General features: G+C 61.3%; 19 protein-coding genes. 11 read left to right on the top strand and 8 right to left on the bottom strand.

The window, feature by feature from the left end; genetic code table 11:
• Positions 1-250: 250 nt before the first annotated feature.
• Genes GH665_RS18210 through GH665_RS18200 form a run of 3 tightly spaced genes read left to right on the top strand, consistent with a single transcriptional unit; the run spans position 251 to position 3,204 of the window.
• On the top strand, positions 251-1,393 hold the full coding sequence (locus GH665_RS18210; RefSeq protein ID WP_153137263.1) for a Re/Si-specific NAD(P)(+) transhydrogenase subunit alpha: 1,143 nt from the start codon (positions 251-253) through the stop codon (positions 1,391-1,393).
• Between the two features lie 12 nt (positions 1,394-1,405).
• Positions 1,406-1,750 (top strand): NAD(P) transhydrogenase subunit alpha part 2, encoded by a 345-nt coding sequence (locus GH665_RS18205; protein WP_153137260.1) that lies wholly within the window; start codon positions 1,406-1,408, stop codon positions 1,748-1,750.
• Complete coding sequence (locus tag GH665_RS18200) at positions 1,750-3,204, top strand: NAD(P)(+) transhydrogenase (Re/Si-specific) subunit beta (protein WP_153137258.1); 1,455 nt, start codon at positions 1,750-1,752, stop codon at positions 3,202-3,204. The genes GH665_RS18205 and GH665_RS18200 overlap by 1 nt, the downstream gene beginning before the upstream one ends.
• Positions 3,205-3,262: 58 nt before the next feature.
• On the opposite strand, the gene GH665_RS18195 is transcribed toward GH665_RS18200, so the two are convergent.
• The 6 genes from GH665_RS18195 to GH665_RS18170 all read right to left on the bottom strand — a co-directional run bounded on the left by GH665_RS18195 (position 3,263) and on the right by GH665_RS18170 (position 11,075).
• A complete protein-coding gene (locus tag GH665_RS18195; protein ID WP_153137256.1) occupies positions 3,263-4,003 on the bottom strand; it encodes a helix-turn-helix transcriptional regulator in 741 nt (246 codons plus the stop codon).
• A 67-nt stretch (positions 4,004-4,070) separates the two neighbouring features.
• Entirely contained in the window at positions 4,071-4,454 is a 384-nt protein-coding gene (locus GH665_RS18190; protein WP_046566769.1) for a VOC family protein, read from the bottom strand.
• 199 nt (positions 4,455-4,653) lie between these two features.
• Entirely contained in the window at positions 4,654-5,949 is a 1,296-nt protein-coding gene (locus tag GH665_RS18185; RefSeq protein WP_153137254.1) for a THUMP domain-containing class I SAM-dependent RNA methyltransferase, read from the bottom strand.
• 216 nt (positions 5,950-6,165) lie between these two features.
• On the bottom strand, positions 6,166-8,274 hold the full coding sequence (locus GH665_RS18180) for a site-specific recombinase (RefSeq protein ID WP_153137252.1): 2,109 nt from the start codon (positions 8,272-8,274) through the stop codon (positions 6,166-6,168).
• A gap of 170 nt (positions 8,275-8,444) precedes the next feature.
• Positions 8,445-9,515: an IS30 family transposase gene (locus tag GH665_RS18175; RefSeq protein WP_153135631.1), complete on the bottom strand. Its 1,071-nt coding sequence runs from the start codon at positions 9,513-9,515 to the stop codon at positions 8,445-8,447.
• Positions 9,516-9,908: 393 nt separating this feature from the next.
• Positions 9,909-11,075 (bottom strand): IS30 family transposase, encoded by a 1,167-nt coding sequence (locus tag GH665_RS18170; RefSeq protein WP_153134736.1) that lies wholly within the window; start codon positions 11,073-11,075, stop codon positions 9,909-9,911.
• 175 nt (positions 11,076-11,250) lie between these two features.
• On the opposite strand from GH665_RS18170, the gene GH665_RS18165 reads away from it, so the two are divergent.
• Entirely contained in the window at positions 11,251-12,381 is a 1,131-nt protein-coding gene (locus GH665_RS18165; RefSeq protein WP_153134442.1) for an IS481 family transposase, read from the top strand.
• A 236-nt stretch (positions 12,382-12,617) separates the two neighbouring features.
• Here GH665_RS18165 and GH665_RS18160 read toward each other — a convergent pair whose 3' ends face one another.
• Positions 12,618-13,511: a LysR family transcriptional regulator gene (locus GH665_RS18160; RefSeq protein WP_153137250.1), complete on the bottom strand. Its 894-nt coding sequence runs from the start codon at positions 13,509-13,511 to the stop codon at positions 12,618-12,620.
• A gap of 98 nt (positions 13,512-13,609) precedes the next feature.
• On the opposite strand from GH665_RS18160, the gene GH665_RS18155 reads away from it, so the two are divergent.
• The 6 genes from GH665_RS18155 (at position 13,610) to GH665_RS18130 (ending at position 22,388) form a co-directional block, all read left to right on the top strand.
• Positions 13,610-14,926, top strand: coding sequence for an MFS transporter (locus tag GH665_RS18155; protein WP_153137248.1), 1,317 nt, complete (start codon positions 13,610-13,612; stop codon positions 14,924-14,926).
• Positions 14,927-15,300: 374 nt separating this feature from the next.
• Positions 15,301-15,966, top strand: coding sequence for a response regulator (locus GH665_RS18150; protein WP_174771727.1), 666 nt, complete (start codon positions 15,301-15,303; stop codon positions 15,964-15,966).
• A gap of 138 nt (positions 15,967-16,104) precedes the next feature.
• On the top strand, positions 16,105-16,797 hold the full coding sequence (locus GH665_RS18145) for a response regulator (protein ID WP_153137246.1): 693 nt from the start codon (positions 16,105-16,107) through the stop codon (positions 16,795-16,797).
• Positions 16,798-16,908: 111 nt separating this feature from the next.
• Entirely contained in the window at positions 16,909-17,553 is a 645-nt protein-coding gene (locus tag GH665_RS18140; protein WP_025496142.1) for a response regulator, read from the top strand.
• A gap of 243 nt (positions 17,554-17,796) precedes the next feature.
• Positions 17,797-18,543: an aquaporin Z gene (aqpZ, locus tag GH665_RS18135; protein WP_153137244.1), complete on the top strand. Its 747-nt coding sequence runs from the start codon at positions 17,797-17,799 to the stop codon at positions 18,541-18,543.
• Between the two features lie 20 nt (positions 18,544-18,563).
• Complete coding sequence (locus tag GH665_RS18130) at positions 18,564-22,388, top strand: ATP-binding protein (protein ID WP_246216243.1); 3,825 nt, start codon at positions 18,564-18,566, stop codon at positions 22,386-22,388.
• 219 nt (positions 22,389-22,607) lie between these two features.
• Here GH665_RS18130 and GH665_RS18125 read toward each other — a convergent pair whose 3' ends face one another.
• Positions 22,608-23,729 carry a LysR family transcriptional regulator gene (locus GH665_RS18125; RefSeq protein WP_343038725.1) on the bottom strand — a complete coding sequence of 374 codons (1,122 nt, stop codon included), beginning with the start codon at positions 23,727-23,729 and terminating at the stop codon, positions 22,608-22,610.
• A gap of 318 nt (positions 23,730-24,047) precedes the next feature.
• On the opposite strand from GH665_RS18125, the gene GH665_RS18120 reads away from it, so the two are divergent.
• A complete protein-coding gene (locus GH665_RS18120; protein ID WP_153137242.1) occupies positions 24,048-25,175 on the top strand; it encodes a porin in 1,128 nt (375 codons plus the stop codon).
• Positions 25,176-25,350 lie beyond the last annotated feature (175 nt).

Below are 25,350 nucleotides of genomic sequence, written 5' to 3'. Positions count from 1 at the left end.
GGGCGACCGGCGGCGGGCGACCGGCTGCGGGCCGAGCGGCTACTCAGGCGCAAGCGGCATGAGCAACATGATCGGCGCCCCGTGGCCGGCATCCTGCAAGGCGCCCGCCGGGCCAAGACCCCCGGATTGTCCCCGATTTCGGCGCACCCCCAGGTTTCGGTTAAAGTGACGCCGTTAGCCGTTGCACTTGCAAGCCGGCGTGCCTCGTCGGCAGCTCTGTCGTAAAACAGGAAGTCGAGGAGGAACAAAGATGCACATCGGAGTGCCAGCCGAGACGCGCGCGCACGAAACCCGCGTCGCCGCGACGCCCGAAACGGTCAAGAAGTATGTGACCCAGGGCCACCGGGTCACGATCCAGAGCGGCGCCGGCACCGGCGCGAGCTTTCCTGACGAAGCCTTTACAGCGGCCGGCGCGGAAATCGTCGACGCGGCAACTGCGTTTGGGGCCGATCTCGTTCTGAAGGTCCAGTCTCCGACCGACGCCGAACTGCCGCTTCTGAAGCGCGGCGCGACGCTGGTCGGCATGCTCGATCCGTTTAATACCGAAAACTCATCAAAGCTGGCGGCTGCCGGCGTGACCGCGTTCGCACTCGAAGCCGCGCCGCGTACCACGCGCGCGCAGAGTCTCGACGTGCTGTCGTCGCAGGCCAACATCGCCGGATACAAGGCGGTGCTGCTGGCCGCCACGCTCTATCCGCGCTTCATGCCGATGCTGATGACGGCCGCAGGCACCGTCAAAGCGGCCCGCGTGCTGATTCTTGGCGCTGGCGTGGCCGGTCTGCAGGCGATCGCGACCGCCAAGCGCCTGGGCGCGGTAATCGAAGCCTCCGACGTGCGTCCCGCGGTCAAGGAGCAGATCGAATCGCTCGGCGCCAAATTCCTCGACGTGCCGTACGAGACTGACGAAGAGCGCGAAGCCGCGCAGGGTGTCGGCGGCTATGCGCGACCGATGCCGCCTTCATGGCTCACGCGCCAATCCGCACTGGTGCACGAACGCGCGAAACAGGCCGACGTGGTGATCTCGACCGCCCTGATCCCAGGCCGTGCCGCGCCGACGCTGATCTCGGTGGAAACCGTGCAGGCGATGAAGCCGGGCTCCGTGCTGGTCGATCTGGCCGCTGGACGCGGTGCCGAGTACGAAGGCCAGCGCGGCGGCAACTGCCCGCTGACTGAAACGGACCAGGTTGTCGTGAAGCATGGTGTGACGATCGTCGGCTATACGAATCTCGCTTCGATGGTGCCCGCCGACGCGTCGTCGCTCTACGCACGCAACCTGCTCGACTTCCTGAAGCTGATCATCAGCAAGGAAGGCGCCCTGAATATCGATCTCGCAGACGACATCGTCGCGGCCACGCTGCTGGCCCGCGACGGCGAAGTCACACGCAAGGCATAGAGGAGAGCGGCGATGGAAGTCATCAACCACACCGTCATCAACCTGATCATCTTCGTGCTGGCGATCTACGTCGGCTACCATGTGGTCTGGAACGTCACGCCCGCGCTGCACACGCCGCTGATGGCGGTGACCAACGCGATCTCGGCGATCGTGATCGTCGGCGCGATGCTCGCGGCAGGCCTCACCGTGGGCGACACCGGCAAGTTCTTCGGCACGCTGGCCGTCGCGCTTGCGGCGGTGAACGTGTTCGGCGGATTTCTCGTGACGAGGCGAATGCTGGAGATGTTCAGGAAGAAAGAGCCGAAGAAGCTCACCAATGACAAAACTGCGGACAAGACGGCCAAGGAGAACGCGTAATGAGTCTGAACGTCGTCACGCTGCTTTATCTGGTCGCGTCGGTCTGTTTCATTCAGGCGCTCAAGGGGCTGTCGAATCCGAAGACGGCGCGCACGGGCAATACGTTCGGCATGGTCGGGATGGCGATTGCGATCCTCACGACCATCGCGCTGATCGTCAAACAGGCGAACGCGCTCGGCTCGAATCTGGGCCTCGGGCTCGGCCTGCTGCTGGTCGCGCTGGTGATCGGCGGCGCGATTGGCGCGTTCGTCGCGGCACGCGTCGAAATGACCAAGATGCCGGAACTGGTCGCGGCGATGCACTCGCTGATCGGTCTTGCGGCCGTGTGTATCGCGTATGCGGTGGTGTCGGAGCCGGCGGCATTCGGCCTCGTCGATCCTGACAATGCGATTCCGGGTTTTCTACCGTATGGCAATCGCGTCGAACTGTTCATCGGCACGTTCGTCGGCGCAATTACGTTCTCCGGGTCAGTGATTGCGTTCGGCAAGCTGTCGGGCAAGTACAAGTTCCGGCTGTTCCAGGGCGCACCGGTGGTCTATGCGGGGCAGCACCTCATCAACCTGTTTCTTGCGATCGGGATGCTCGGCTTCGGCGTGATCTTCTTCCTCACGCAATCGTGGCTGCCGTTCATCATCATGACGTTGATCGCGTTCGTGCTCGGCGTGCTGATCATCATCCCTATCGGTGGCGCGGACATGCCGGTGGTCGTGTCGATGCTGAACTCGTATTCGGGCTGGGCGGCGGCGGGCATCGGTTTCTCGCTGAACAATCCGATGCTGATTATTGCGGGCTCGCTGGTGGGCTCGTCGGGTGCGATCCTGTCGTACATCATGTGCCGCGCGATGAACCGCTCGTTCTTCAACGTGATTCTCGGCGGCTTCGGCAACGAGCCAGGCGCGGCGGCGGCGGGTGGCGCGGCCGAGCAGCGTCCGGTGAAATCGGGTTCCGCCGACGATGCGTCGTTCATGCTCGGCAATGCCGAAACCGTGGTGATCGTGCCGGGTTACGGCCTCGCCGTGGCGCGTGCGCAGCATGCGTTGAAGGAGCTCACCGACAAGCTGGTCGAAAAGGGCATCGAGGTGAAGTACGCGATTCACCCGGTGGCCGGACGCATGCCGGGGCACATGAACGTGCTGCTCGCGGAAGCCGAGGTGCCGTACGACATGGTCTACGAAATGGACGACATCAACGGCGAGTTCGGTCAGGTGGACGTGGTGCTGGTGCTCGGCGCGAACGACGTGGTGAATCCGGCCGCGAAGAACGATCCGAAGTCGCCGATCGCGGGCATGCCGATCATCGAGGCGTACAAGGCGCGCACGGTCATCGTGAACAAGCGTTCGATGGCAGCGGGCTACGCCGGTCTCGACAACGACCTGTTCTACATGGACAAGACGATGATGGTGTTCGGCGACGCGAAGAAGGTGATCGAGGATATGGTGAAAGCGGTGGAATAACTGGCCACCGTGTTACCGCGGCCTGCCTCGCGGCAGGCCGCAAACCGCATCTGCATCTTTATCGCTGCTTCCCATTCACGTGCCGCAGCCAATCCGCCAATCGTCGCCCTTCCTGATCCGGATACGTTTCAAGCACCTGAAGATCGCGGATCCTCTCCAGCCCGAAATTGCGGAAATCGCCGCGCAATTCGCACCACGCGCCGAGCGTCCAGCGCGCCCCCCAATAAGCCAGCGACAGTGGCCACACGCGCCGCTCGGTGTCCGCGCTGTTCGCATCGGTATAGGCGAAGCTCACCACCTGACGTGCATCGATCGCCCGGTGCAGCACATCTACCTTCGCCGAAAAATCCGCCTTGATATGAAACGACGGCGCGAAGATCGCCAGACGTTCGAGCGTGGCGCGTTTGTCGGCGGGCATTGCCGAGGCGATCTTCGCCAACGCCCCGCGTGCGCCGCTCGCGAAGCCGGCACCGCCCCACGATTCGAGCATGCGTGCGCCCGCTGCGAGCGCGGCCAGTTCGTCGGCGGTGAAGGTGAGGGGCGGCAGGCTCGCCGCGCGGCTCAAGCGGTAGCCGATACCCGCTTCGCCTTCGATTGGCACACCTGAGAGCTGCAGATCGCGCACGTCGCGATAGACCGTGCGCAGCGAGATATTCAGCCAGTCGGCGAGCTGTTGTGCGGTGGTCAGACGTCGGCCGCGTAACAGTTCGGCGATCTGGAACAGGCGGTCGGCGCGTCGCGTCATCGTGGGCGTCTTGTAGAAAAGGACGGGGACAGACCCACGATGATAGCGCCGCATGCCGCGCTCCGGTCAGCGTTCCGTGCGGCGCCTGCCGGCCGCCGCGCTGGTGCGCCGAATCACGTGCTCAACCGTTGGTCAGCGAATGCAGGCCGAGGCGGTTGCCTTCCGTATCGGTGAAGAACGCGATGTAGCCGATGTCCTGCGGCAGCTTGATCACCGGACCGTCGGTTTTGCCGCCGGCCTTTTCGATACGGGCGAGGGTGGCGTCGACCGTCGGCTGGGCGTTCAGATAGACGAGCACGCCGTCGCCGGTCGGCGTCGTCGACGGGCTATGGACGATTGCGCCGCCGGTGGCCGGTTCCTCGTAGCCGAAGATGGCGATCGGCTGGCCGCCGACTTCCTCATGGCGCAGCTTGACGTCGAGCGCGGCTTCGTAAAAGCGCACGGCGCGAGCGAAATCGACGGACGGAATCTCGAACCATGCAACAACTTTGGATGAAGCGGACATGACACTCTCCTGTGGATGGCGGTAAGCCGTGCAAAGCGCCGGATGGCGTGAGAAGGAGTGTGCGTGAGGGCTACTGACAGCGTAGTGTCAGTAGGGCTTGGCGGGTGTCGGGGGTGTCGCGGGTGTCGCAATACTGAGGTGCCGGCGAAAAAAAACCGCGGACCAGGTCCGCGGTTTTTCGATGTCGTTCTGCTCCGGCTTAGGCCGCCGGCGTGTCGTTGTTCTGCGGCCGTTGGCGGACGCTGCCCGCGATCAGATCGAAGCGGAACAGCCGGCATTCGAGCGCACCGTTGAAGAGCGGCGTCTTGGTCGACTCGCGCAGACGCATCTGGCCCGGCAGCTTGCGATCCGACGTGAGAATGAACGCATGCCAGCCGGTAAAGCGCTGCTTCAGCGCATCGCCGAGCGACTGGAAGAATTCGCTGTCCGGCGTTTCTTCCTGAGCGCGGCGGAAGCTATCGTCGTCGCGGCCTTCGCGCGTGGCGCGGCCTTCGCGGATTTCACCACGGGCGTTGCGGCCGCGCACTTCGATCCGTTCGCCATACGGCGGATTCGCCACGAGAATGCCCGGTTCAGTCGACGGCGCCGTCATGCCGCGTGCGTCGACCTGCTTGAGCGGAATAGTCGGCAGGCCGGCGCGCTGGAAGTTCGCACGTGCTTTGTCGAGCATGTCGCCGGAAATGTCGCTGCCGAAGATCTGCAGATCGGCGCGCGAGCTGCGGGCGACGTGTTTGGCGTCGAGCGCGGCGGCCTTCAGCGGTTGCCAGGTCTTGGCCTCGAATTGCTTGAGCTTCTCGAAGCCGAAGCGGCGCTCCGCGCCTGGCGCGATATTCAGCGCCACTTGCGCGGCTTCCGCGAGGAAGGTGCCGCTGCCGCACATCGGGTCGTACAACGGCGTGCCGGCAGTCCAGCCGGTCAGGCGCAGGATGCCCGCCGCGAGATTCTCGCGCAGTGGCGCTGCACCCTTGTCGAGACGCCAGCCGCGCTTGAAGAGCGGATCGCCGGAGGTGTCGAGGTACAGCGTGCAATCGGTGGCGGTGAGGAACGCGAACACGCGCACGTCGGGCATGGCGGTATCGATGCTCGGACGGGCGCCGCTCACTTCACGCAGACGGTCGCAGATCGCGTCCTTGACCCGCAGCGTCGTGAATTCGAGGCTGCGCAGCGGCGATTTGATCGCGGTGACGTCCACGCGCAGCGTTTCATTCGCCGAGAACCACTGCTCCCAGCGCTGTTCGAGCGCGAGCGCGTAAATGTCCTGTTCGCTGCGATACGGCCGATGCGCGATTTTCAGCAGCACGCGGCTCGCGAGGCGAGAGTACAGGTTGGCGGCCATGCCGGCGGCCCAGCCTCCGCGGAAATGCACACCGCCGGGCACTTGCGCGCCGGCTGTGAACGGCGCGCCGTTCAGGTGCTTCGCGGCAATTTCGGCGAGCTCGGTGGCGAGCGAGGCTTCAAGGCCGCGCGGACAGGGAAGGAAGAAATCGAAGGACATTGAGGTTGCCGGAAGGCGTTAGATAAGGCGCTATTGTACGCGGTTGGGGTGACGGCTCAGGCGGCGGCGTTCCCGGAGGCGCGGCGGCGTACGCGGGCGGCCTGCGCTCGTGAGTAACGTGTGAGCAGCGTGTGAGCAGCGCGTGGTTTCAGGGACGCCCGGCGCCGCACATGGAAGGCATGGCAGCCGATTGCCGGGCGACCCCCGCGGATGGCTCTATTTGTCTTGCGGCGCCGCTTTGGCCGGCCATACCAGCTCGAGCGGATGCCTGAACACCCGCTGCCAGATCGCGCCACGCAGCGAGCGCACCGCATTGCGCCGCAAATCGCGCGATTTCACCGCCATGTAGAAGGCGAGGGCGAAACTCACGGCTACGTTGAGGATCGCCATGCTGCCGACGCCCGCGACCGCCCACCACAACTCCGGTAGTTTCAACGCGTCCTTACCCAGCACGCCGAGCGCCACGCCGATCGAGCCGGCGCTGAGCGTTACGTGACGCACCTCGAAAGTGAAGGCAAACGCGGTCAGGATCGCTGGCACGAGTCCGAGCATGAGGCCGAGCGTGATATTGCCCACCACGCCCGCTACATTCGAGCGGCAAAACTCGGCGAGCCGGGTGGCGCCGGCCACGCCGAGCGTCATGCGCAGGCGCCGGTTATAGGCAAGCGCGTCGGCCACGCGATGCAGGACGAACCAGTTGTCCGCCCAGCCCGACAGCAAACTCGACGACCACAGCAGCACGCCCGTCAACGCGGCATAGAACGGCGTCGGCCCGAGCAGCGAGAACGAGTGCAGCGTGGCGTGCGCCTTCTCCGGCGAAATGATGTTGGCATTGAAGAGCGCATGCCACAGCAATTGCACGCCGAAGCACACCGGAAACACCAGCAGCACGTTGCCGAGCACCGCGGCTGCCTGGGTGCGCATCAGCGCGGTCACCGAACTCACGAAGCTGTCCACGCCTGCTGGCGTGCCGACGCCGTCCAGTTCACGGGCGAGGGTGGGCGCGGTCATCGCCGGTTGCTTGGTGGCGAGCGAGAAGTGCAGGAAGTGCATCAGCAGGAAGCTGGCCGAGTAGTTGATGCCGGCGAGCAGCCCTTCGAACATCGATTGCAGATGCGCGCCGGTGATGGCGAATTTCACGCAGACCGTGACGACGGTCACGAGTCCGCCGCCGGCCGCCATGCGCAGCATCTTCAGGTATTCGGCACGATCGCGCGCGATGTAGTGTTCGCCGGTATCGGCGCTGTACTCGACAACCTTGCGCGCCAGTAGCGAGAAATTGCTGCGCACGAGATGGGTGACGCTCTGGCTCGCGTGATTCGCGTTCACCAGTTCGGCGGCGAGACGTGCGCCGGCGTGCGGATCGTCCTGCGTCATCCAGGCGTTCAGCAGATGTTCCGCGCGCACGATGCGCATGCGCATGCGTTCGACCTGGAACACGATGTCGACACTGACGCCATTGCGGTAAAGATGGGCGAAGACGTTGTCGGTGGCGCTGCGGCATTCGTCGAGCAGCAGGCGCAGATAGTTGACCTCATGCAGCAGCTTGTCTTGCGGGCCGCCTGCGGTGACAGCCTGATGGGCTGCTTCGACGGCCAGCATGGCGCGCGTGAGCCGGTAGAACGGCTGCTTTTCCATGGCGACGCGTACATCGCCGGCATCGCGGATGTCGACTTCGCCGAGCCGGCTGCGGACGGTTTGCGACAGACCGGTTGAACTGATCTGGCAGGTGAGGTTGTGCAGCGCGGCCAGCAGGTCGAGCGAGAAAGGGGTGACGTCGCGTTGTTCGCTGTCGTCCTGGTCGTAGTCGAGGAGGGCGCGGATGCGGGTGAGCAGATCGGTGGGCAGATTGGCGATCCATTCGGCGTCGCGTTGCTGGCCGAACATCAGTGTGACGATTGCTCGCAGGTCGCGGCGGTTTGGCGCGGGCGGGATGAGCGAGGCTTCGAGGCGTTCGAAGAGTGCGCCGAAGAAGCCGGAGTGGACGGGCATGCCGGCATCGCAGAGCAGCGAGAGGCCGTCGCTTTCGCGCAGGAGCGCGCGCAGAATGCCGGCGACGTTGGCTTTCCAGGCCGGGTTGCGGTCCAGCACGTGGAGGAGATAGCGGATTCTTGTGTGCGTTGGGGTGGTGGTTTCGACGGCGTCGAGGTGGTCGGGTTGGACTGTGCGGCCGCGGTGGATCCAGTGGGCGAGTTCGATCAGCCATTCGCTGCGGTCTGGATAGGGGGCGGTTTTATCTGCGATCGCTAGCAGAGCGTCCAGTTGGTGGCCGCCGTCGCGGGAGGCACGCCATTTTTTTATGAATCTTTTGATTGAGGTGAGCATTTTGCTTTTTTTGCCTGGTCGGCGGTTTCCTTGTTGATCTGGCCCTTTGGGCTTTTGGTCTTTTTGGCCCTTTGGCCTTTCCTTGCTTTGTTAGTGGTTTATTAGCGTTGCCCCTGTGCGGGGCGGCACCTACTTTTCTTTGCCTGCCGCAAAGAAAAGTAGGGGCGGTTTCAAATACCAAGTGCAACAGCCGGGTCGATAACAATTCCCTGTCTGGCGCAGTTATCAATGAAGACCTCGCCGGGCCGGCGCCAGCCGAGTGTTTTGCGAGGTCGCCGATTCAGGTTCAGCGCGATGGCATCGAGTTCGCGCTGCGTGAACTTTGACAGGTCCACGCCCTTCGGCAGGAACTGGCGCAGCAACCCATTGGTGTTCTCGCAGATACCGCGTTGCCAGGGACTATGCGGATCACAGAAATACACCTTGATACCGGTTGTTTCGGCCAGCTTCTTGTGTAGCGCCATTTCCTTGCCCTGATCGTAAGTCAGGGTCTTCAGCAAATCCGGATCGAGCGGCGCAAACGCCGCACTGTACGCCTTGAGCGCGGCTTCGGCGGTGCTGTCCTCCATCTTCACCAGCATCACGAACAGCGTGCTGCGATCGATCAGTGTGCCCACTGCCGAACGGTTGCCCGCACCCTTGATCAGATCCCCCTCCCAATGTCCGGCAATCCGCCGCTCATTGGCCTCCGGAGGCCGGATATGGATGCTAGCCATATCGACCAGTTTGCCCCGTCGGTCTTCGCCTCGCGTGCGCGGCTTGCGCGTGCTACGCCCCTGTCTTAACAGACCCACCAACTCGCGCTTGAGTTCGCCACGCGGCATGGCGTAGATGGCGTTGTAGATGGTTTCGTGTGAGGCATTCAAGGCAGGTTCGTCTGGATGGGTACGTTTGAGTTCGGCAGAAATCTGTTCGGGCGAGTGACACTCGTCCAGATGCTGACGCACTTCAGCCCACAGGGCTCCTTCAGGCTGTAGCTTGCGTTCGCGACGCGGCTTATGACGAAGCTGTGCAGCCCTGCGCCCGGCCGATGTTGCATTGTATCCACCCGCAACCGGCGGCCTGCCCAGTGCGCCGCGTTCGTGCTTCGGCTTCCAGTTATTGCGCCTCAACTCCCGACTGATCGTGCTGCGCGAGCGCTGCAAAGCGAGCGCAATCTCGCTTGATTTGCGATTCTCCATCTTCATCGCAAAGATCACGCCGCGCTCTTCGACGCTCAGATGTTCGTATATTTTTCCCATGCAACGCATCCTAACTGAGGCTGTTGCACTTGTATTTTGAAACCGCCAGGCAAAAGAAAGCGGCTCAAACCGCTAATTCTTAAGCGGGTCCCCCGCGCAGCCACGGTAGTGGTGCATCTGGAATCTGTCCCATCGCACACTCCGTCTCAGTGACAAGGCAGTCATACCTCCGGCGGCGCTACGCCGCCGAAACCCGTTTCCCAAGACCATCAGTTGTGCAAAGCGCCGGCCAGGTTTCCCTGGCAGACCCGTCCGCGACGCACGCAGTGCGGAGTGGGTGCTGATGAATCCTTTGTCAACAGCGCGAAGTGTGCGAGGCGACAGATTCCAGATGCACCACTACCGCGGCTGTGCGGGGGACCCGCTTATGAGCTGGCGGGGTGAGCGGCGGATTCAACCGGTCAACGCAACACCCAACGTTTCTGCCAGTTTTTCAGCCGGGTTCATAAATTGCAAGGTTTGCCGGGGCCGACCGTTCAGGCGCGCGGCGACCTTGTTCAATTCTGACTGCGAATAGCCGCCCACCGGCTCGCCTTTGGGGAAGTACTGACGCAGCAGGCCATTCGTGTTTTCATTACTGCCCCGTTGCCATGGACTTCGCGGATCGCAGAAATACACCTGCACGTCCGTGGCAATCGTGAAGTTCCGGTGGCTCGCCATTTCCGTGCCGCGGTCCCATGTCAGCGATCCACGCAGTTCTTTTGGCAGCTTGTTCACCTGTTTTATCAACGCGGACACCACACTTGCCGTGTCCTTGCCTGCCACCTTGACCAGCATCACATAACGCGAGTGCCGCTCCACCAGTGTGGCAATGTAGGTGTTGTTCGAACCCGCCAGCAGATCGCCCTCCCAGTGACCGGGCAGCGCGCGGTCCTCCACTTCAGCGGGTCTTTCGCTGATCGACACTGCCCCGATTATCTTGCCCCTGTTCTGGCCGCTTGCCGAGGCGCTCTTCGCCTGACGCATCGTACGGTTCGTACGAAGATGGGTGACGAGTTCCTTTTTAAGCACCCCGCGCGCCTGGATGAACAGGCTGCGGTAGATCGTCTCGTGAGATATCTGCATGTCCTTGTTGACCCGGAACTCGCGCCTGAGCCATCCCGCTATCTGTACAGGAGCCCATTGTAATTTGAGCTTGGCTGCCACCAGCCGGCGCAGACGCGCGTTGCCCGACAACGCACACGCCTTGGGCCGCCGTGCACGCTCCCAGGCATTCGCATCGGCCTCGTGCGCCCGATATCGCTGAATACCGCCATTGCGCCCGATCTCCCGGCTGATGGTCGATTTCGAGCGCCCCAGTTGCAGGGCAATCTGGCCCAACGATCTGTCTGCCCCCAAGGCCCGCGATATCTCCTCGCGTTCGGCAAGTGTCAGTGACCGGGCAGATCGTGTACGAGCGACCGGAGAGATTCCACCGGTCTTGTGAACAACCCGATAAACCCCACTCGGCTGACGCTCGAGCATGCGCGCGATTGTGCTCAACGACTCACCCTCGCGCCACATCCTCCATATCTCGTTCTTCTGCTCCGCGCTCAACCAATGTTTTCTTTGTCGTTCCATCGTGCTCCACACTCCATTTCCGTATTGGAACAGAGGTGTTGCAATGACCGGTTGAATCCGCCGCCGCTTTCTTTGCTTATCTTTCTTTGCCGCCGTGTATAGACCGGAGACATAGCTGACAGGTGTGCGGGGACATGGTTGACACTTCCGGGTACTAAAACACCCGGTCCCGACCATGCCCTGGAACGCAAGAGACACTATGAGCCTCCGACAGGAATTTGTTCATCTGGCCAGTCAGGACACGCTGACGATGACCGAGCTGTGCCAGCGCTTTAACATCAGCCGGCAGACCGGCTACAAATGGCTCCATCGCGGCGAGCATGCGCTGGCAGATCAATCCCGACGCCCGCTCAGCAGTCCGTCGAAGACCCCCACTGCGATGGAGCAGGAAGTGGTACGGCTGCGCCAGGCCCATCCGCGCTGGGGCGGCCGCAAGATCAGCCGGCGCCTGCGTGATCTGGGCCTTGAGGCGGTGCCGCAGCCCAGCACCGTGACCGACATCCTGCACCGGCACAACCTGATCCTGCCGGCCGATTCAGCGATGAGCCAACCCTGGAAGCGCTTTGAGCACGAGCAGCCTAACGTACTCTGGCAGATGGACTTCAAGGGGCACTTTGAGACCCTCGGGAAGGAGCGCTGCAGCCCCCTGACGGTACTCGACGACCACTCGCGCTTCAGCATCCTGCTGCGCGCCTGTGGACCCACCGACACCGCTACCGTGCAGACAGGATTACGGGAGGCGTTTGGACACTATGGCCTGCCGTTACGCATCAATACCGATAACGGCTCGCCGTGGGGTTCGCCTGGCAGTCCGGGTCAGCTCACCGAGCTGGCCGTCTGGCTGATCCGGCTGGGTATCCGCATCAGTTACAGCCGGCCTTACCACCCGCAGACCAACGGCAAGGACGAGCGGTTTCACCGTACGCTGAAGGCTGAAGTACTGAACGGACGAAGCTTCGCTACCCAGCAGCACGTGCAACAGGAACTGGACCGCTGGCGCACCGTATATAACTGCGAGCGCCCGCATGAGGCGATCGGCATGGACACGCCCATCAGCCGTTACCGGCCGAGCCCCCGGGCGTATCCATCGATCCTGCCGGAGCCGGAGTACGGCCCGGATGACGTGGTGCTGCTGGTTAAATCGGATGGCCGGCTACGCTTTGAAGGACGGCACCTCAAGGTCTCGAATGCACTTTATGGACTGCCGGTTGCGGCACGCGCAAAGCCGGGCGAAGACGGCGTATTTGAATTCTGGTTTGCCCATCACCGCATCCTCACCCTTGACCTGAGGAGCGACAATCACTGACCATAAAGTGTCAATGATGTCTCCGCACGTTTGTCAACCATGTCTCCGGTCTATACACGGCGGCAAAGAAAGTAAGTGCCGCCCCGCACAGGGGCAACGCTAATAGACCACTAACACAGCAAGGAAAGGCCAAAAGACCAACCCCAAACAGACCACTACAAGGCAACGCCAAAAATCCAAATCAACAAAACCGCCCAACAGGCAAAAAACCACCACACCCCCCGACGCCCAAGGCGTCAATTAAACAACCGCATCAACGCCATGCGCGCATTACTAACACGCTCACTTTCGCCGGCTCGCCCCGGCAACAAATGAAACTCCACAACAGGCAGCGCAGGCAACCCGACGCTCGCCGGGCAGGCCACTACCCCTCCGCCAATCGACGATTCGTTCAGGCAGGAAATACCCAGCCCAGCTCTCAATGCCAGCTGCAACCCGGCCACGCCGGAGGCCGAATGCGACACCAGATACGGCACCTTGTGTTCGTCGAGGAGCTTCACAACGAAACGCTGCAACTGGCAACTCGACGGCAGTAAAACCAGCGGATAAGGCGTGGCCGGCCGCGGACTGGCATCGGCCGCACAGACCCATAGCAGTTTTTTGCGCCGCACCACGGTGCTTTGCACACCAACGCCTGCCCGCCGGCCGGTGGCGCGCGCGCTCCCGGTGACGAGCCGCAACGAGAGGCCGATGTCGTACGACGCATCGTCGCCCGCGCTGCTGTCGATCACAGCGCTCGGCAGCACGGTGACGTGCAGTTTCAGGCGCGGATGCTGTTCCGAAAACAGCTTGAGAATGCGAGCGATGTCGAGCGGACGGTAGTAGTCCGTGATCGCGATACGCAGCTCACCGTCAAGCGAGCGGCCTTGCAGGTCTTCGAACGCCGCTTCGCTCATTGCGATGATGCGTTGCGCGTGATCGAGCAGGCGGCTGCCAGCCGACGTGGCGGACACCCCTTGCTTGCTGCGCACAAAGAGTGGCTGGCCGGCGCGCTCCTCAAGCTTCTTCAACTGTTCGCTCACCGACGATTGCGACAGAAACACGCGCTCCGCAGCCGCCGAGATGCTGCCCGATTCGGCAACGGCGACAAAGGTGCGCAGCTGTGTCAGATCAAATCCGCGTTGACTCATGATTCGGTATATCCGATGGAAGCCATCTAAATTTCCGGCTTTTCCGATGGTTTGGCTAGCCGTAGGATACCCCCAATTCATCCATTGCGGAGGTTGTCATGAGAAGCGATTCAGTTGCTGCCGTGCGGGTGTCAGGCGAGCGTGCGGCGAGTCATCGGTGGAAGGTGCTGGGTGTGGGCTTTGCGGCGAACGCGAGTTTTTCGGCAGCTTTCTCAGGGATCCCGACCACAGCTGTCTTCTTGCGTTCGGGTTATCACCTCGGCAACGAAGGGCTAGGGCTGGTGCTGGGTATGCTGGGTCTTGGCATCGCGGTCAGCGAGCTGCCATGGGGACTCCTGACCGACCGTTGGGGCGATCGCCGCGTGTTGTTGCTCGGGCTGCTTTCGACTGCCGCGGCGCTGGCCGGGCTGGCGTTGTTTGTGGTGCCGTCCGGCGCGCATGTGCCGAACATGGCGACACTCGCGCTCGGCCTGCTGCTGGTTGGCCTGCTCGGCGGTAGCGTCAACGGTTCAAGTGGCCGCGCGGTGATGGCCTGGTTTCGCGAAGGTGAGCGCGGCCTCGCGATGAGCATCCGGCAGACCGCGGTGCCGGCCGGCGGTGGTCTGGGGGCGCTGATCTTGCCGGTGCTCGCCTCGAGATTTGGCTTTGCCAGCGCGTACACGGTGCTGGCCCTTGCGTGCGCGATTACCGCGGTGTTTGCCTGGTGCTGGCTGCATGAGCCTTCGCATGCCCCAGGCAATCGCGCGGATACGGCTCGCAATGCAGCGATTGCGGGTGCCGCGCCCGCGAAGGTTTCGCCGCTCCGTGATGTGAATATATGGCGAGTGGCGCTCGGCGCGGGTGCACTGTGCGTGCCGCAGCTTGCTGTCGTGACGTTCGGGACCGTCTTCCTTCACGACTTCAGCCGCGCCGGCGTGCTGGCGATCAGCATAACGATGGCGGCGGTGCAACTGGGCGCCGCAATTGCACGGGTCTGGAGTGGAGCGTGGACCGACCGCCGCGGTAATCGACGCGCGTACATGCGCGCCTGCAGTGTGCTGACTGCGGTGTTGTTCGCCTCGCTTGCGCTGTTGACGGGACTCGCCGGCATGCACCACGCGGCGATGACCGCGGTGTTCACGCTGATGATCGTGCTGGGCGGCATAAGCGCGTCCGCATGGCATGGCGTGGCCTTCACTGAGCTCGCAACGCTCGCGGGGACGAGCCGCGCAGGTACCGCGCTCGCGATCGGCAACACGTGTGTTTTTCTCACGCTGTTCCTGACGCCGCTCGCGATTCCGCTGCTGTTGTCGGTGGGCTCGTGGCCGATGGTGTGGGCGATAGCCAGTATGTGCGCATTGCTCGCGCTGCCGGTATTTCCGCGCGCGGCTCGCGCAAGCAAGCTGGCAGCAGTGCGCGCTTGCGATGCCACCTGATGAGGCAAGCTCGGCCGGCGGCGTGAAGCTGCCGGTCCCATTTGTCGGTGTTCATGCGACGGGAGCGGTGGGATGCGCTCCCGTCGCTGTATTGCTTTCTGGTCGGAAACAAACAGCGGAGAAAACCTGCGAGAGAAAACTGTCGCATATTCGGTTCGCATAATTATGTATTCCTACTTTGATAGTGCCGCAATGGACTATCAAATCGTCTGCCGGTTTCAGAACGTTCCGATTTTCTCCCCAATGCCACAGTGGTTTTATGGCCGCCCTTGACTCGCCATTCAAGCTTTGGCGGCCATCAGGCAAGTGCGAAGCGAGTGGGATTTTCCTTGCATGTTCGCCGAATACACCTACAACAATCGGGAGAAATAATCGTGAATCTTCGAGTCATTCTGGCGGACGACCACCCGTTCGTTTTACTTGGCGTTCGGGCTGCACTGGAAATGCATGCCGGTGTCACCATTGTCGGTGAGGCGGTCACACCTGGTTCATTGATCAAATTGTTGCAGAGCACGCCTTGCGACGTGCTAGTCACCGACCTGACGATGCCGGAGGTGTCTGGCGCGGCCGACGACGGTCTTGATCTTGTCAGGCGAATCCGATGCGCATGGCCATTACTGCGCATCGTCGTGATGACAGCTCTGACGAACACCGAGATTCTGCGCGCTATCGTGTCGGATGGTGTGGTCAGTACGCTCAGTAAGATGGAAACGACCGACGAGCTTTGGCAAGCAATCGAGGCAAGCGGCAAGGGGGAGGTTTATGTCGGCCGCTCCGTCGTCGAAGCGCTCGCCAAGCCTGGCGACGAGGCATGCGACCCGTCGCCGGTTTTGCCTTTGTCGCGCAAGCAGGCAGAGGTGATACGAATGTTCGTGCGTGGTTTATCGATCCCTGAGATCGCGGTAGAGCTCGGATGCCATAGCCGAACGGTTAGCCGTCAAAAACGCGAAGCGATGACTAAACTCGGCGTCACCAACGACCCCGGTCTTTTCGCCTATATTCGCGCACATGGCGTTATGTTAGTTAAATCGCATAGCTAATTAATTATTCATGCGAGTTGATTGAATTATTTCGGAGCGCTCTTATTTTTCTTCTCCGGAATATGTTGAATGATCGCGACAGGGCCAGTTGCTCCGGAGAGAGCGACAGGAAATCAAGGTACGGGGGAGAAAAAGACAATGAACGAAAACGCTGACTTAAGCACGCCTGTTCGAACCATCATCGCAGACGATCACCCACTGGTTCTGTTGGCAATCGAGAATCTGATGACGGGCTATCCGGAAATGCAGATCGTCGGCCGTGCTGCCGACGCAACAGAACTTTTCGAAGAAGCCGACCGCATTCCGTGTGACCTCGTTCTGATGGATCTCTATATGCCATGCGGTTTCTGCGGCAGCGCACTGGAAACTGTCAGGCAGTTTAAGGTCCGCTTTCCGGGGGTTGCGCTTGTCGTGCTGACCATGGAAACCGAAGCGGCCGCATTGAAGAAGGTCATCGCGCTCGGTGTCGACGCGTTGATCAGCAAACGCGACCGGCTCGATCTGATCCATGTGGCAATCGTCACCGCGCTGGCTCATGAGTGCTATCTGGGACCTGCGGTGCGATCGTTGATTGCCGACGCGACGGTCGCGCAACGCCTCGATTTTGTCCGGCAAATGCTGTCGCGTCGTGAGCTTGAGGTGTTCACGCAATACGCTTCCGGGTTTGGTGTGACGGAGATTGCCGGCCGCCTTGAGCGCAGTGTCAAGACAATCAGCGCACAGAAATGTACCGCGATGCGCAAGCTCGGTCTGCACAGTGACGCGGAACTGTTCCGCTTCGCCGTCGAGCACGGCGTGGTCTCTGAAGACTGCCTGCAAAACCGGCGTTAAGCCGACGGGACGTCACGCCGGTCCGGTGGCGTGACGAACAGAAGATGCACTTGGCATATCCCGGGGAGGCACGTCGCGTGCAGGGAGTGCCAGTCGATAACACAACAAAAAATGACACAAAAAATCCGCGTCATCGTGGCCGACGATCACGATTGCGTTCGTGTTGGCGTGATGCGCCTGTTGCAATCGGTACCCCACATAGAGATAGTCGGCGAGGCGGTTGATACCCAGATGCTGGCCGAATTGCTCGACACCCATGCGTGCGACGTCGTGGTGTCGGATATCGGCATGCCGGGCATCGACGGAGCCAGCAACGTCGTGTCCTTCCTGCGCCGCCTGTTCCGGGCTCGCCCGCATCCCAGCGTCGTTATCCTGACGATGATTTGTCATGCGCACATGCTTTCCGGTTTGTTGCACCTGGGCGTGGCCGGAATCATCGACAAACGCGACACCGCCAGGTCGTTGATCGAGGCTATCGAGGCAGCGGTCGCCGGCGGCGTTTATCTGTCGGATCAGGCACGCATCGCGATAGACACATCCGATGCGCCGCCGCAGCCGCGCGCTGGCGTGCTAAGCGCACGCGAATGGGAGGTCTTCCAGCTATATGTGCAAGGTCTGACAGTCCATGAGATTGCGGTACGCCTGCAGCGCAGCGGTAAAACCATCAGCACGCAGAAGCGTAGCGCGATGCGCAAGCTCGGTCTCGAGACAGAAAATGACCTCATCGACTACGCGAGACAGATAGGCTTAACCTGACAGCCGCGTGAGAGAACTATCCTTGGACAGTCAATGCTCCTTACGACTTTAGGAGTCTTCTGATTGGTTGCGCAACGTTACCGTTTCATAGTTCTGAGTTGACTGTGGCTCGACTTCCAACACTCGCATGACGAAAGCCGTTATTTCGCGATGCTGTGCGCTGCCGGGCCAGGAAAATTCAGGCAGATGTTCAACGGCTGGAGTGCTGCACCGTCTGCCATTTGCACAAAGACTGGGGGCGGAATGGTAGCGCTAGGCAAGCGATTATTGGTCGAGGGGAGTGGAACGGCGTGGGTGGTGTTCATCGGCTGCGGCAGCGTCGTATTGAACACCGGCGCGACCCAGCAAGGCTACAGTGTGCTTGAGATGTCGCTCGCGTTCGGCCTCGCGCTGGTCACTGCGAGCTATGCGTTCGGCACCCTCTCCGGCGCGCATTTCAATCCTGCTGTCACGATCGGTTTTACGGTCGCGCAACGATTCCCGGTTCGGGACTTGCTGCCCTATATTGCCGCCCAGATTCTCGGAGCCACCGCAGCTGCAGGACTGCTCGCTTATGTAGCGAGCGGCCGTCCGGGTTTTGACCTGGCCGCGAGCGAATTCGCGGCGAACGGTTTTGGCGATCATTCTCCTGCCGACTATCAACTACATTCCGCGCTCGTCATCGAGCTTGTTCTGTCGTTCGCGTTCGTCATGGCGAGTCTGATGTTGGCCAGTCGGCGAAGGTCGAGGCAGATCGCGCCGCTCGTCATCGGTGCGTGTCTGACGATCGTGTACATGGTATCGATTCCGGTTACCAACGGCTCGATCAATCCCGCACGCTCTACCAGTCAGGCCCTGTTCGTCGGCAACTGGGCGCTTGACCAGCTCTGGCTTTTCTGGGCGGCGCCTTTGCTGGGTGGCGTTGCCGCAGGTGCGTTGTTTTCATTTCTGTGCTGCAAGTCCCGACGGTACGCGGCCTCGTTCGCTCTTGGGCAGGGCGAGGTCGCGTGAGCGCCGCCGCATGTCATTTCATGATGCCTTTCACGAAACTACTGCGTGGTGTCGTGCTCGGTGTCGTGATGAAGCGGATGCTGGGGCGTGTATCGCGGTGCCTGCTTGCAGCGTTGGTGTTTGTTGGCATGCAGATGCAGCCAGCGGCAGCCCAGCCGGCCACCGGTCAGCCGCATCCTTCTCTGGGCGGCGCGGTTCCTGCCACCTTGAGCATTGGCGTTCTGGCTAGCGGTTGGTTGCCCTTTGACGGGCTTCAGGACGGTCAGCCAACTGGCTTGAGCGCCGACTACCTGCGCATGCTGGTTGGGCCGAATGTCGTGATTCAGCCGAAAACGTTCCCTGACATGCCACAACTGCTGGCCGCTGCCTGCGCAGGCGACGTCGATCTGGTCATGAGTCTCGCTCGCACACTTGAGCGGGAGCGTTGTTTCAGCTTTACCGCGCCGTACTTTCAGGCGTCCGCATCGGTCGTGGTCCGTCGCAACGGCGACGTGTATGTGAACGCCGCTCAGCTTGCGGGTGCGCGCCTCGCGGTCGAGAAAGGATTTGCGCTGGAACGCTCGTTGCGCGAACGCTTCCCACGCGCCCATCTCGAGATTTTCGCCACTACACACGCCGCGTTGCAGGCGGTCGCGCAAGGCGGCGCCGACGCCTACCTTGGTTTCACACCTTCCATTCAGTACGCGCTGACCGCCGAAGAATTCCGCGGACTGCAAGTTGCTTTCGAGGAGCGCAACAGACTTGCCGACTTACGCTTTGCTGTGCCACGTAACCACGTGGCGTTGCGTGACCAACTCGACCGCGCGCTCGCGGCGATGAATCCGGCCGATGACGCGGCGATCCGCGCACGCTGGCTATCCGGCAATTTCGACCCGCAAGCGACGCTCACTGCGCGGCCTCTCGTTCTGACTCCGCAAGAGAAGCAGCGCACCCGGCAGAAGTCGGTGACCGGTAGCACGGGCGAGCAGGGAGTGTGGAGCGTTACCGCGGTGCGCCTTCTGCCGTTGTTAATCGGCATCGGTCTCGTACTGCTGGTTACGTTGCGTGCCTATTTGCTGTTGAAGCGTGAAGTCAGGCTGCGCAAACAGACCGAACGCGAGCTTGAGCTACAACTGAATTTCCAGGAAACCATGATGGAGATGGTTCCTTATCCGCTTGTCGCCAAGGATCTGGATGGGCGTTATATCGCGATCAACCGGGCATATGAAGAGGCGTGTGGCCTAAGCCGTGAAGCAGTAATCGGACGCACGGCTGTGGATGTCCAGACATGGGGCGAAGCCAACAGTCACGTTCTGGATGACCTCACGCGCAAGATGCTGACAGGCGGTGAGATTGCCCAGGCAGAACTCCAGTTCGAGCGCGGCGCGGGCGATCTGCGGCACGGCTTGTTCTGGACACGGGTCTGTCGCAGCAGCGACGGCAGGCCGAGTTGTGTGCTGGGCACGATGGTCGACATTACCGATATCCGGCGTGCTGAAATGCTCGCCCGCGAAACCGAACGGCGCCTGTTCGACGTAACTCACTCATTGCCGGCCGTCGTATTTCAACTGCGCCGCACCGCGGACGGTACCTATTCGTTTCCGTATATCGGTGGCGACACGCGACATCTGCTGGGTGGCAACGGCGCGTCGTCGATGAGCTACGAAGAGATCGATTTCGGACGTGTGTGTGAGGAAGACCGGCATTTCGTGCTGGCCGAGCTGGAACGATCCGCGCGCTGCGCGACGCCGGTGAATATGGAATTTCGCTTCAAGGTCGAGGACGAGCTCAGGTGGGCGCGGGCGGAGCTGGTACCACGCCGCGAGAAGGATGACAGCGTTGTGTGGAGCGGCTATTGGGTGGATGCGAGCGTCGAGCACGCGCGCTCCGAGGAACTCGCGCGAGCGCGCGACGTGGCCGAAGCGGCTTCGCGCGCAAAAGACGACTTTGTCGCGATGATGAGTCACGAAATCCGTACGCCAATGAACGGCGTGCTTGGTCTCGTCGAGGTGCTGGAACGCACGCCACTCGATGCGGATCAAGGGGAAATGCTGAGCATGATCCACGAGTCGGCTGGTGCGCTGCTGCAGATTCTGGACGACTTGCTCGACTATTCGAAAATCGAAGCGGGACGGTTGACGATCGAAGCCGAACCTATCGACATGCGCGAGCTGGTCGACAACGCGGTTGGTTTGCTTGCGGGCCGCGCCCACGAGAAGGGGTTGAAAGTGCGCGTGGATATCGCACCCGAGGTTGCGGCTACGTTACGTGGCGACAGCGTGCGATTGCGGCAGATTCTGTTCAATCTGCTCGGCAACGCCATCAAGTTTACGCCGCAGGGCGAGGTCGACGTGCAGGTTGCGATGGTCGATCAGACCGGCAACGCCCAGACGCTTGAGATGACCGTCGAGGATACCGGCATCGGCATTGCGCCAGAGGTCCAGGCCCGGCTGTTCGAGCCGTTCGTGCAGGCGGAGACGTCTACCACCCGCCGCTTCGGCGGTACGGGTCTTGGCCTGACGATCTGCCGAAAGCTGATCGACCTGATGAACGGCACGCTCGAATTGCGTAGCGAACCTGGGATCGGTACACGTATGACAGTACGTCTAACCATGCCTGTGGAATCGCAGCATTACTCCGTGAGCGGCCTGCGCGGCAAGCGTGGCGTCGTGGCGACGGGCGACGCGCGAGTCGCGCAGGCGCTGATGCATTTTGGCCAGGCCCTCGGGCTCGAGTTGCGGCAAGTGTCGCCGCGTGCGGTCGAACAGTGTGATCCGGCTGCGCTGGGTGGAGTGGATATGATTTTCGCGAGCGAAGATGTGATGCTGCCGGCAAAGGTCGACTCCAATTTGCGGATCATTCGTCTGACAGAAAAGCCAAAGCCGACCGGCTACCGTATTTTCGAGAACAACGTGCGCGTCAGTATCAATCCGATTTCGTGGCGCGGTCTCGGCGCGGCATGCGCGGCGGCGATGACAGGCTTGCCGCCGGTGGCGCCGCGATCCGGCGTGAAGTCGAGCATGGCTGAAGGCACCACGGTACCGCCGGACCGCGAACGGGCCATTGCTAGCGGACGGTTGATCCTGGTTGCGGAAGATCATCCGGTCAATCAGGAATTGATCCGTCATCAACTGGCTTTGCTCGGTTTTGCCTGTGACGTGACGAATGACGGCGCCGAGGCATTGGCAGCGCTGGAACAAACTGTCTACGGGTGTCTGATCACGGATTGCCACATGCCGAACCTGTCCGGTTACGAACTGGCGCGGCGTATCCGGGAGCAAGAGCACGGCTGCGCACGCCATCTGCCGATTCTGGGAATTACGGCGAATACCGCGCCTGAAGACCTGAAGTTATGTCGTGACGCGGGCATGGATGATTGCCTCGTCAAGCCGACGCGACTTGCCACGCTGCGCGACTACCTGAGCCGGTGGTTTGGCACGGATAGCGCATGGCAAGCAGCACCCGCTGAAACCGTCAGTGCGGTGCAGGTTTCCGGCGCGGCTGCGCACGGCAGCCCCGAACCATTCGTTCCGGTCGACCTGAGTCACATGACGCAATTGTGGGGGAGCGAATCGACGGTGAAGGCCCTGCTCGATTCGTTCGTTTCTTCCGTACGCGAAGACGTGCGGGCATTGTTACCGCTTCTCGAGCGCATCGAGGTCGAGCGTCTGCGCGAGTGGCATCATCGCGTGGCGGGCGCGGCGAGCGTGCTGCGGTATCCGCCGCTGCTTGGCGCGTTGGAAGACTATCGTCGGGACATCGCGGTCAAGACGCCGGAGCGCTTGCGCAGCGAAGGGCTGGAGCTGGTGCGCAAATGCCATGCCATGCTGGATGGAATCGAGGAGCAGGCTGCATTGCTCGCATGACGTTGGTCGCAGTACGCAGCAGCGTTACGAGGCCTAGTGCCTTGCTTGAACGATTGGATTGGCGCGCTAAGAGCGAATCCAGATGACGAACCGGAAAGGCAAAAAAAACGCGGCCGAGGCCGCGTTAAAGATTTGGAGACATCCCTCGATGAAGGAGTCACTTCTCGCAACCGGAAGCATAATCGGGACGACGCAAAAGATTCACTACAAAATGCGCAATTAACTGTTCGTAAATATCGATGAAAGGTTCGTGCCGGCTCTGTTTCGAAAATAGTCGACGGTGAAATCGACAAACGAGCGTGTCGTAGCGGACACGTGCCGACGTCCGGGATACACCAGCGAAACTTCCTTGTCTGCATCTTTGATTCGATAATCGGGCAGCACCTGCACGAGCGTACCGTTCGTCAGATCCGCCGAGACGTGGTTTTCCGGCAGGATCGTAATACCCATGTCGGCGAGCGCCGCCTGGCGCAACATCACCGCGTTGTTCACCGCGTAGCTGGCTTTCATGTTGACGGTGACCTCTTTTCCGTCGGCGTCGACGAAACACCATTCTGAGCTGTGAATCTTGGATGACGGCGCCAGAAAAGGGTGCGCAACAAGTTGCGCCGGGGTGGATGGCTTGCCCGACGCGGCGAGGTAGGCGGGCGATGCAACCGCCACCGAGCGGACCTTGAACAAAGCGCGCTTGATCAACGTGCCACCGCTGACCTGTCCAGGCACCACGATGCCGACGTCAAAGCCCTCTTCAATCAGATCTACCGGCCGGTGCAGCAGTGTGACCGACAGTTTGACTCGCGGGCACTGCAAGCGATAGCGCTGCAGCAGCGGCGTCAACCCAAATAGCGAAAATGACGCGACGGCCACAAGTTTCAGCGTGCCGGATTGATCGTTCGCACTTTGAGAAACACTGGACTCTATGGCATCCAGCTGATCGAGAAGCTGCCGGCAGCCATCGGCGTAGGCGAGCCCGGCTTCGGTCAGCGACAGGCTGCGTGTGGTCCGATTGACGAGCCGCGTATCGAGGTGCGTTTCGAGCAGCGCGACATAGCGCGTCACCACTGCATTGGAAATGCCAAGACTCGCAGCCGCGCGTCCGAAAGAGCCGCTTTCGGCGACTTTCAGAAAGACGCGCATGGCCTGCAGTTGGTTCATCGTGATAGTGGACTTGGTCGGGGAGCGCCTGGGCGCATGGAACTGCTGGTGTTCGGTTGAGTGTGGAGAGAAACCGTGCCGGTAGCGGCAGTGTTCCGTGACGGGAAGCGCTAATGCTGGGTGTAACAGATGGGCATCGTAATCGCCAAACAAACTGCCTGGTAAAAGAACCGGCCGAATAGCCATGATGAGACTTCCGAACGCACGATGTGGCAGTGTCGCAACGCTTTAATTAGATAAGCATCGCTAAATATTAAACGAGATAAATCGATAGCCTTGTGGCTCAAGGCTCGCCAATATTGCGATGCCGATCTTTCGAATAAATCAAAAAATATTTTGTGCGAACACGCGTGGTGTCTCTGAAAGTTCGACACCTAAACTCCGCTCCGCAAATCAAGCCGGTCTGCAGTGATCGCTCTGGATGAAGCCGCCCCCGAGCCTGCAATCGCGCTGTGCAAATAAATCGAGTCGAGGACTCAATAATCACACGTTATCTGGAACATCATGAAAAAGATTCTGATCCTTGCGGCGGTTTCCGCGACGTTCGCTAGCGCCGCCCATGCGCAAAGCAGCGTGACGCTGTACGGTGTCGTCGATGCCGGCTTCACGTATGTGCAAAATGAAGTCTCGCCCGGCAATTCGCCGAAGCACGCCGCGTCGTTCGGCGTGACGAGCGGCAATGCGTCGGGCAGCCGTTGGGGCATGCGTGGTCGTGAAGATCTCGGCGGTGGCTACGCGGCGATCTTCACGTTGGAAAACGGTTTTAACGTTGCCAACGGCACAACGGGGCAAGGTAACCGCAGCTTCGACCGCCAGGCGTTTGTCGGCGTTTCGAGCAGCTATGGCACGCTGACTTTGGGCCGCCAGTACGACTCGATGGTCGACTATATCGGTCCGTTGACCGCAACCGGCAGTTGGGGCGGCGTGTATCTCGCCCATCGCGGTGATAACGACAACGCCAACGCGTCGATGCGTATCAATAACTCGGTGAAGTACCAAAGCGCGAACTATGACGGTTTCTCCTTTAGCGGTCTGTATGGTTTTTCGAACCAGGCCGGCGCCTTCGCGAATGATCGCGCTTACAGTGCGGCTATGGGTTATTCGAACGGCGGCCTGAAGCTGGCGGCCGGTTATCGCCAGGTTCAAGGTGTCGGCGGCAACGCGAGCGGTGCGGTCCAGGACGGCGCGCCGAACATCGGCGTGGCGGGCGAGCGTCAGCGGCAGCGTACCTGGGGTGCCGGCGGTAGCTACGCATTTGGTCCGGCATCGGTTGGCCTCGTCTACACGCAAAGCCGCTTTAACTTTGTCGCCAATGATGCGTCGGTGCGTTATAGCAACTACGAAGTCAACGCGCATTACAACCTGACGCCGGCGTTGTCGTTCGGTGCGGCGTACACCTACATGCAGGCGTTGCAGAACACGCCGGGCGTGTCCAACGGGTCGAGCCACTGGAACCAGATCGGCCTGCAGGCTGACTATGCGCTGTCGCGTCGTACCGACCTGTACCTTGAAGGCGTTGCGCAGGTTGGCGCGAAGGGCAACAAGATTGGATCGCAAGTGTTCGGTACCGATGCGCCGTCGTCGGGCAGGAGTCAGGGCCTGGTGACGACGGGTATTCGCCACCGTTTCTAAAGCGCCTTGCTGGAGGAAGAGAAAGCACCGTTCGCGGTGCTTTTTCTATTGGCAGATGCGATTGCGCATCGTAGTCGCATCAAGCGTCCCCGGATACAAACATGTTCGAAGGATTTGCACTAGTATTTGGTGGCTCCGCGCGCATCCGGGTTTTCGGTGCGGCGGTGCATCAAGT

The sequence above is a fragment of the Paraburkholderia agricolaris genome (assembly GCF_009455635.1).
Classification (GTDB): domain Bacteria; phylum Pseudomonadota; class Gammaproteobacteria; order Burkholderiales; family Burkholderiaceae; genus Paraburkholderia; species Paraburkholderia agricolaris.
This window is presented reverse-complemented; position numbering and strand designations above follow the sequence as displayed.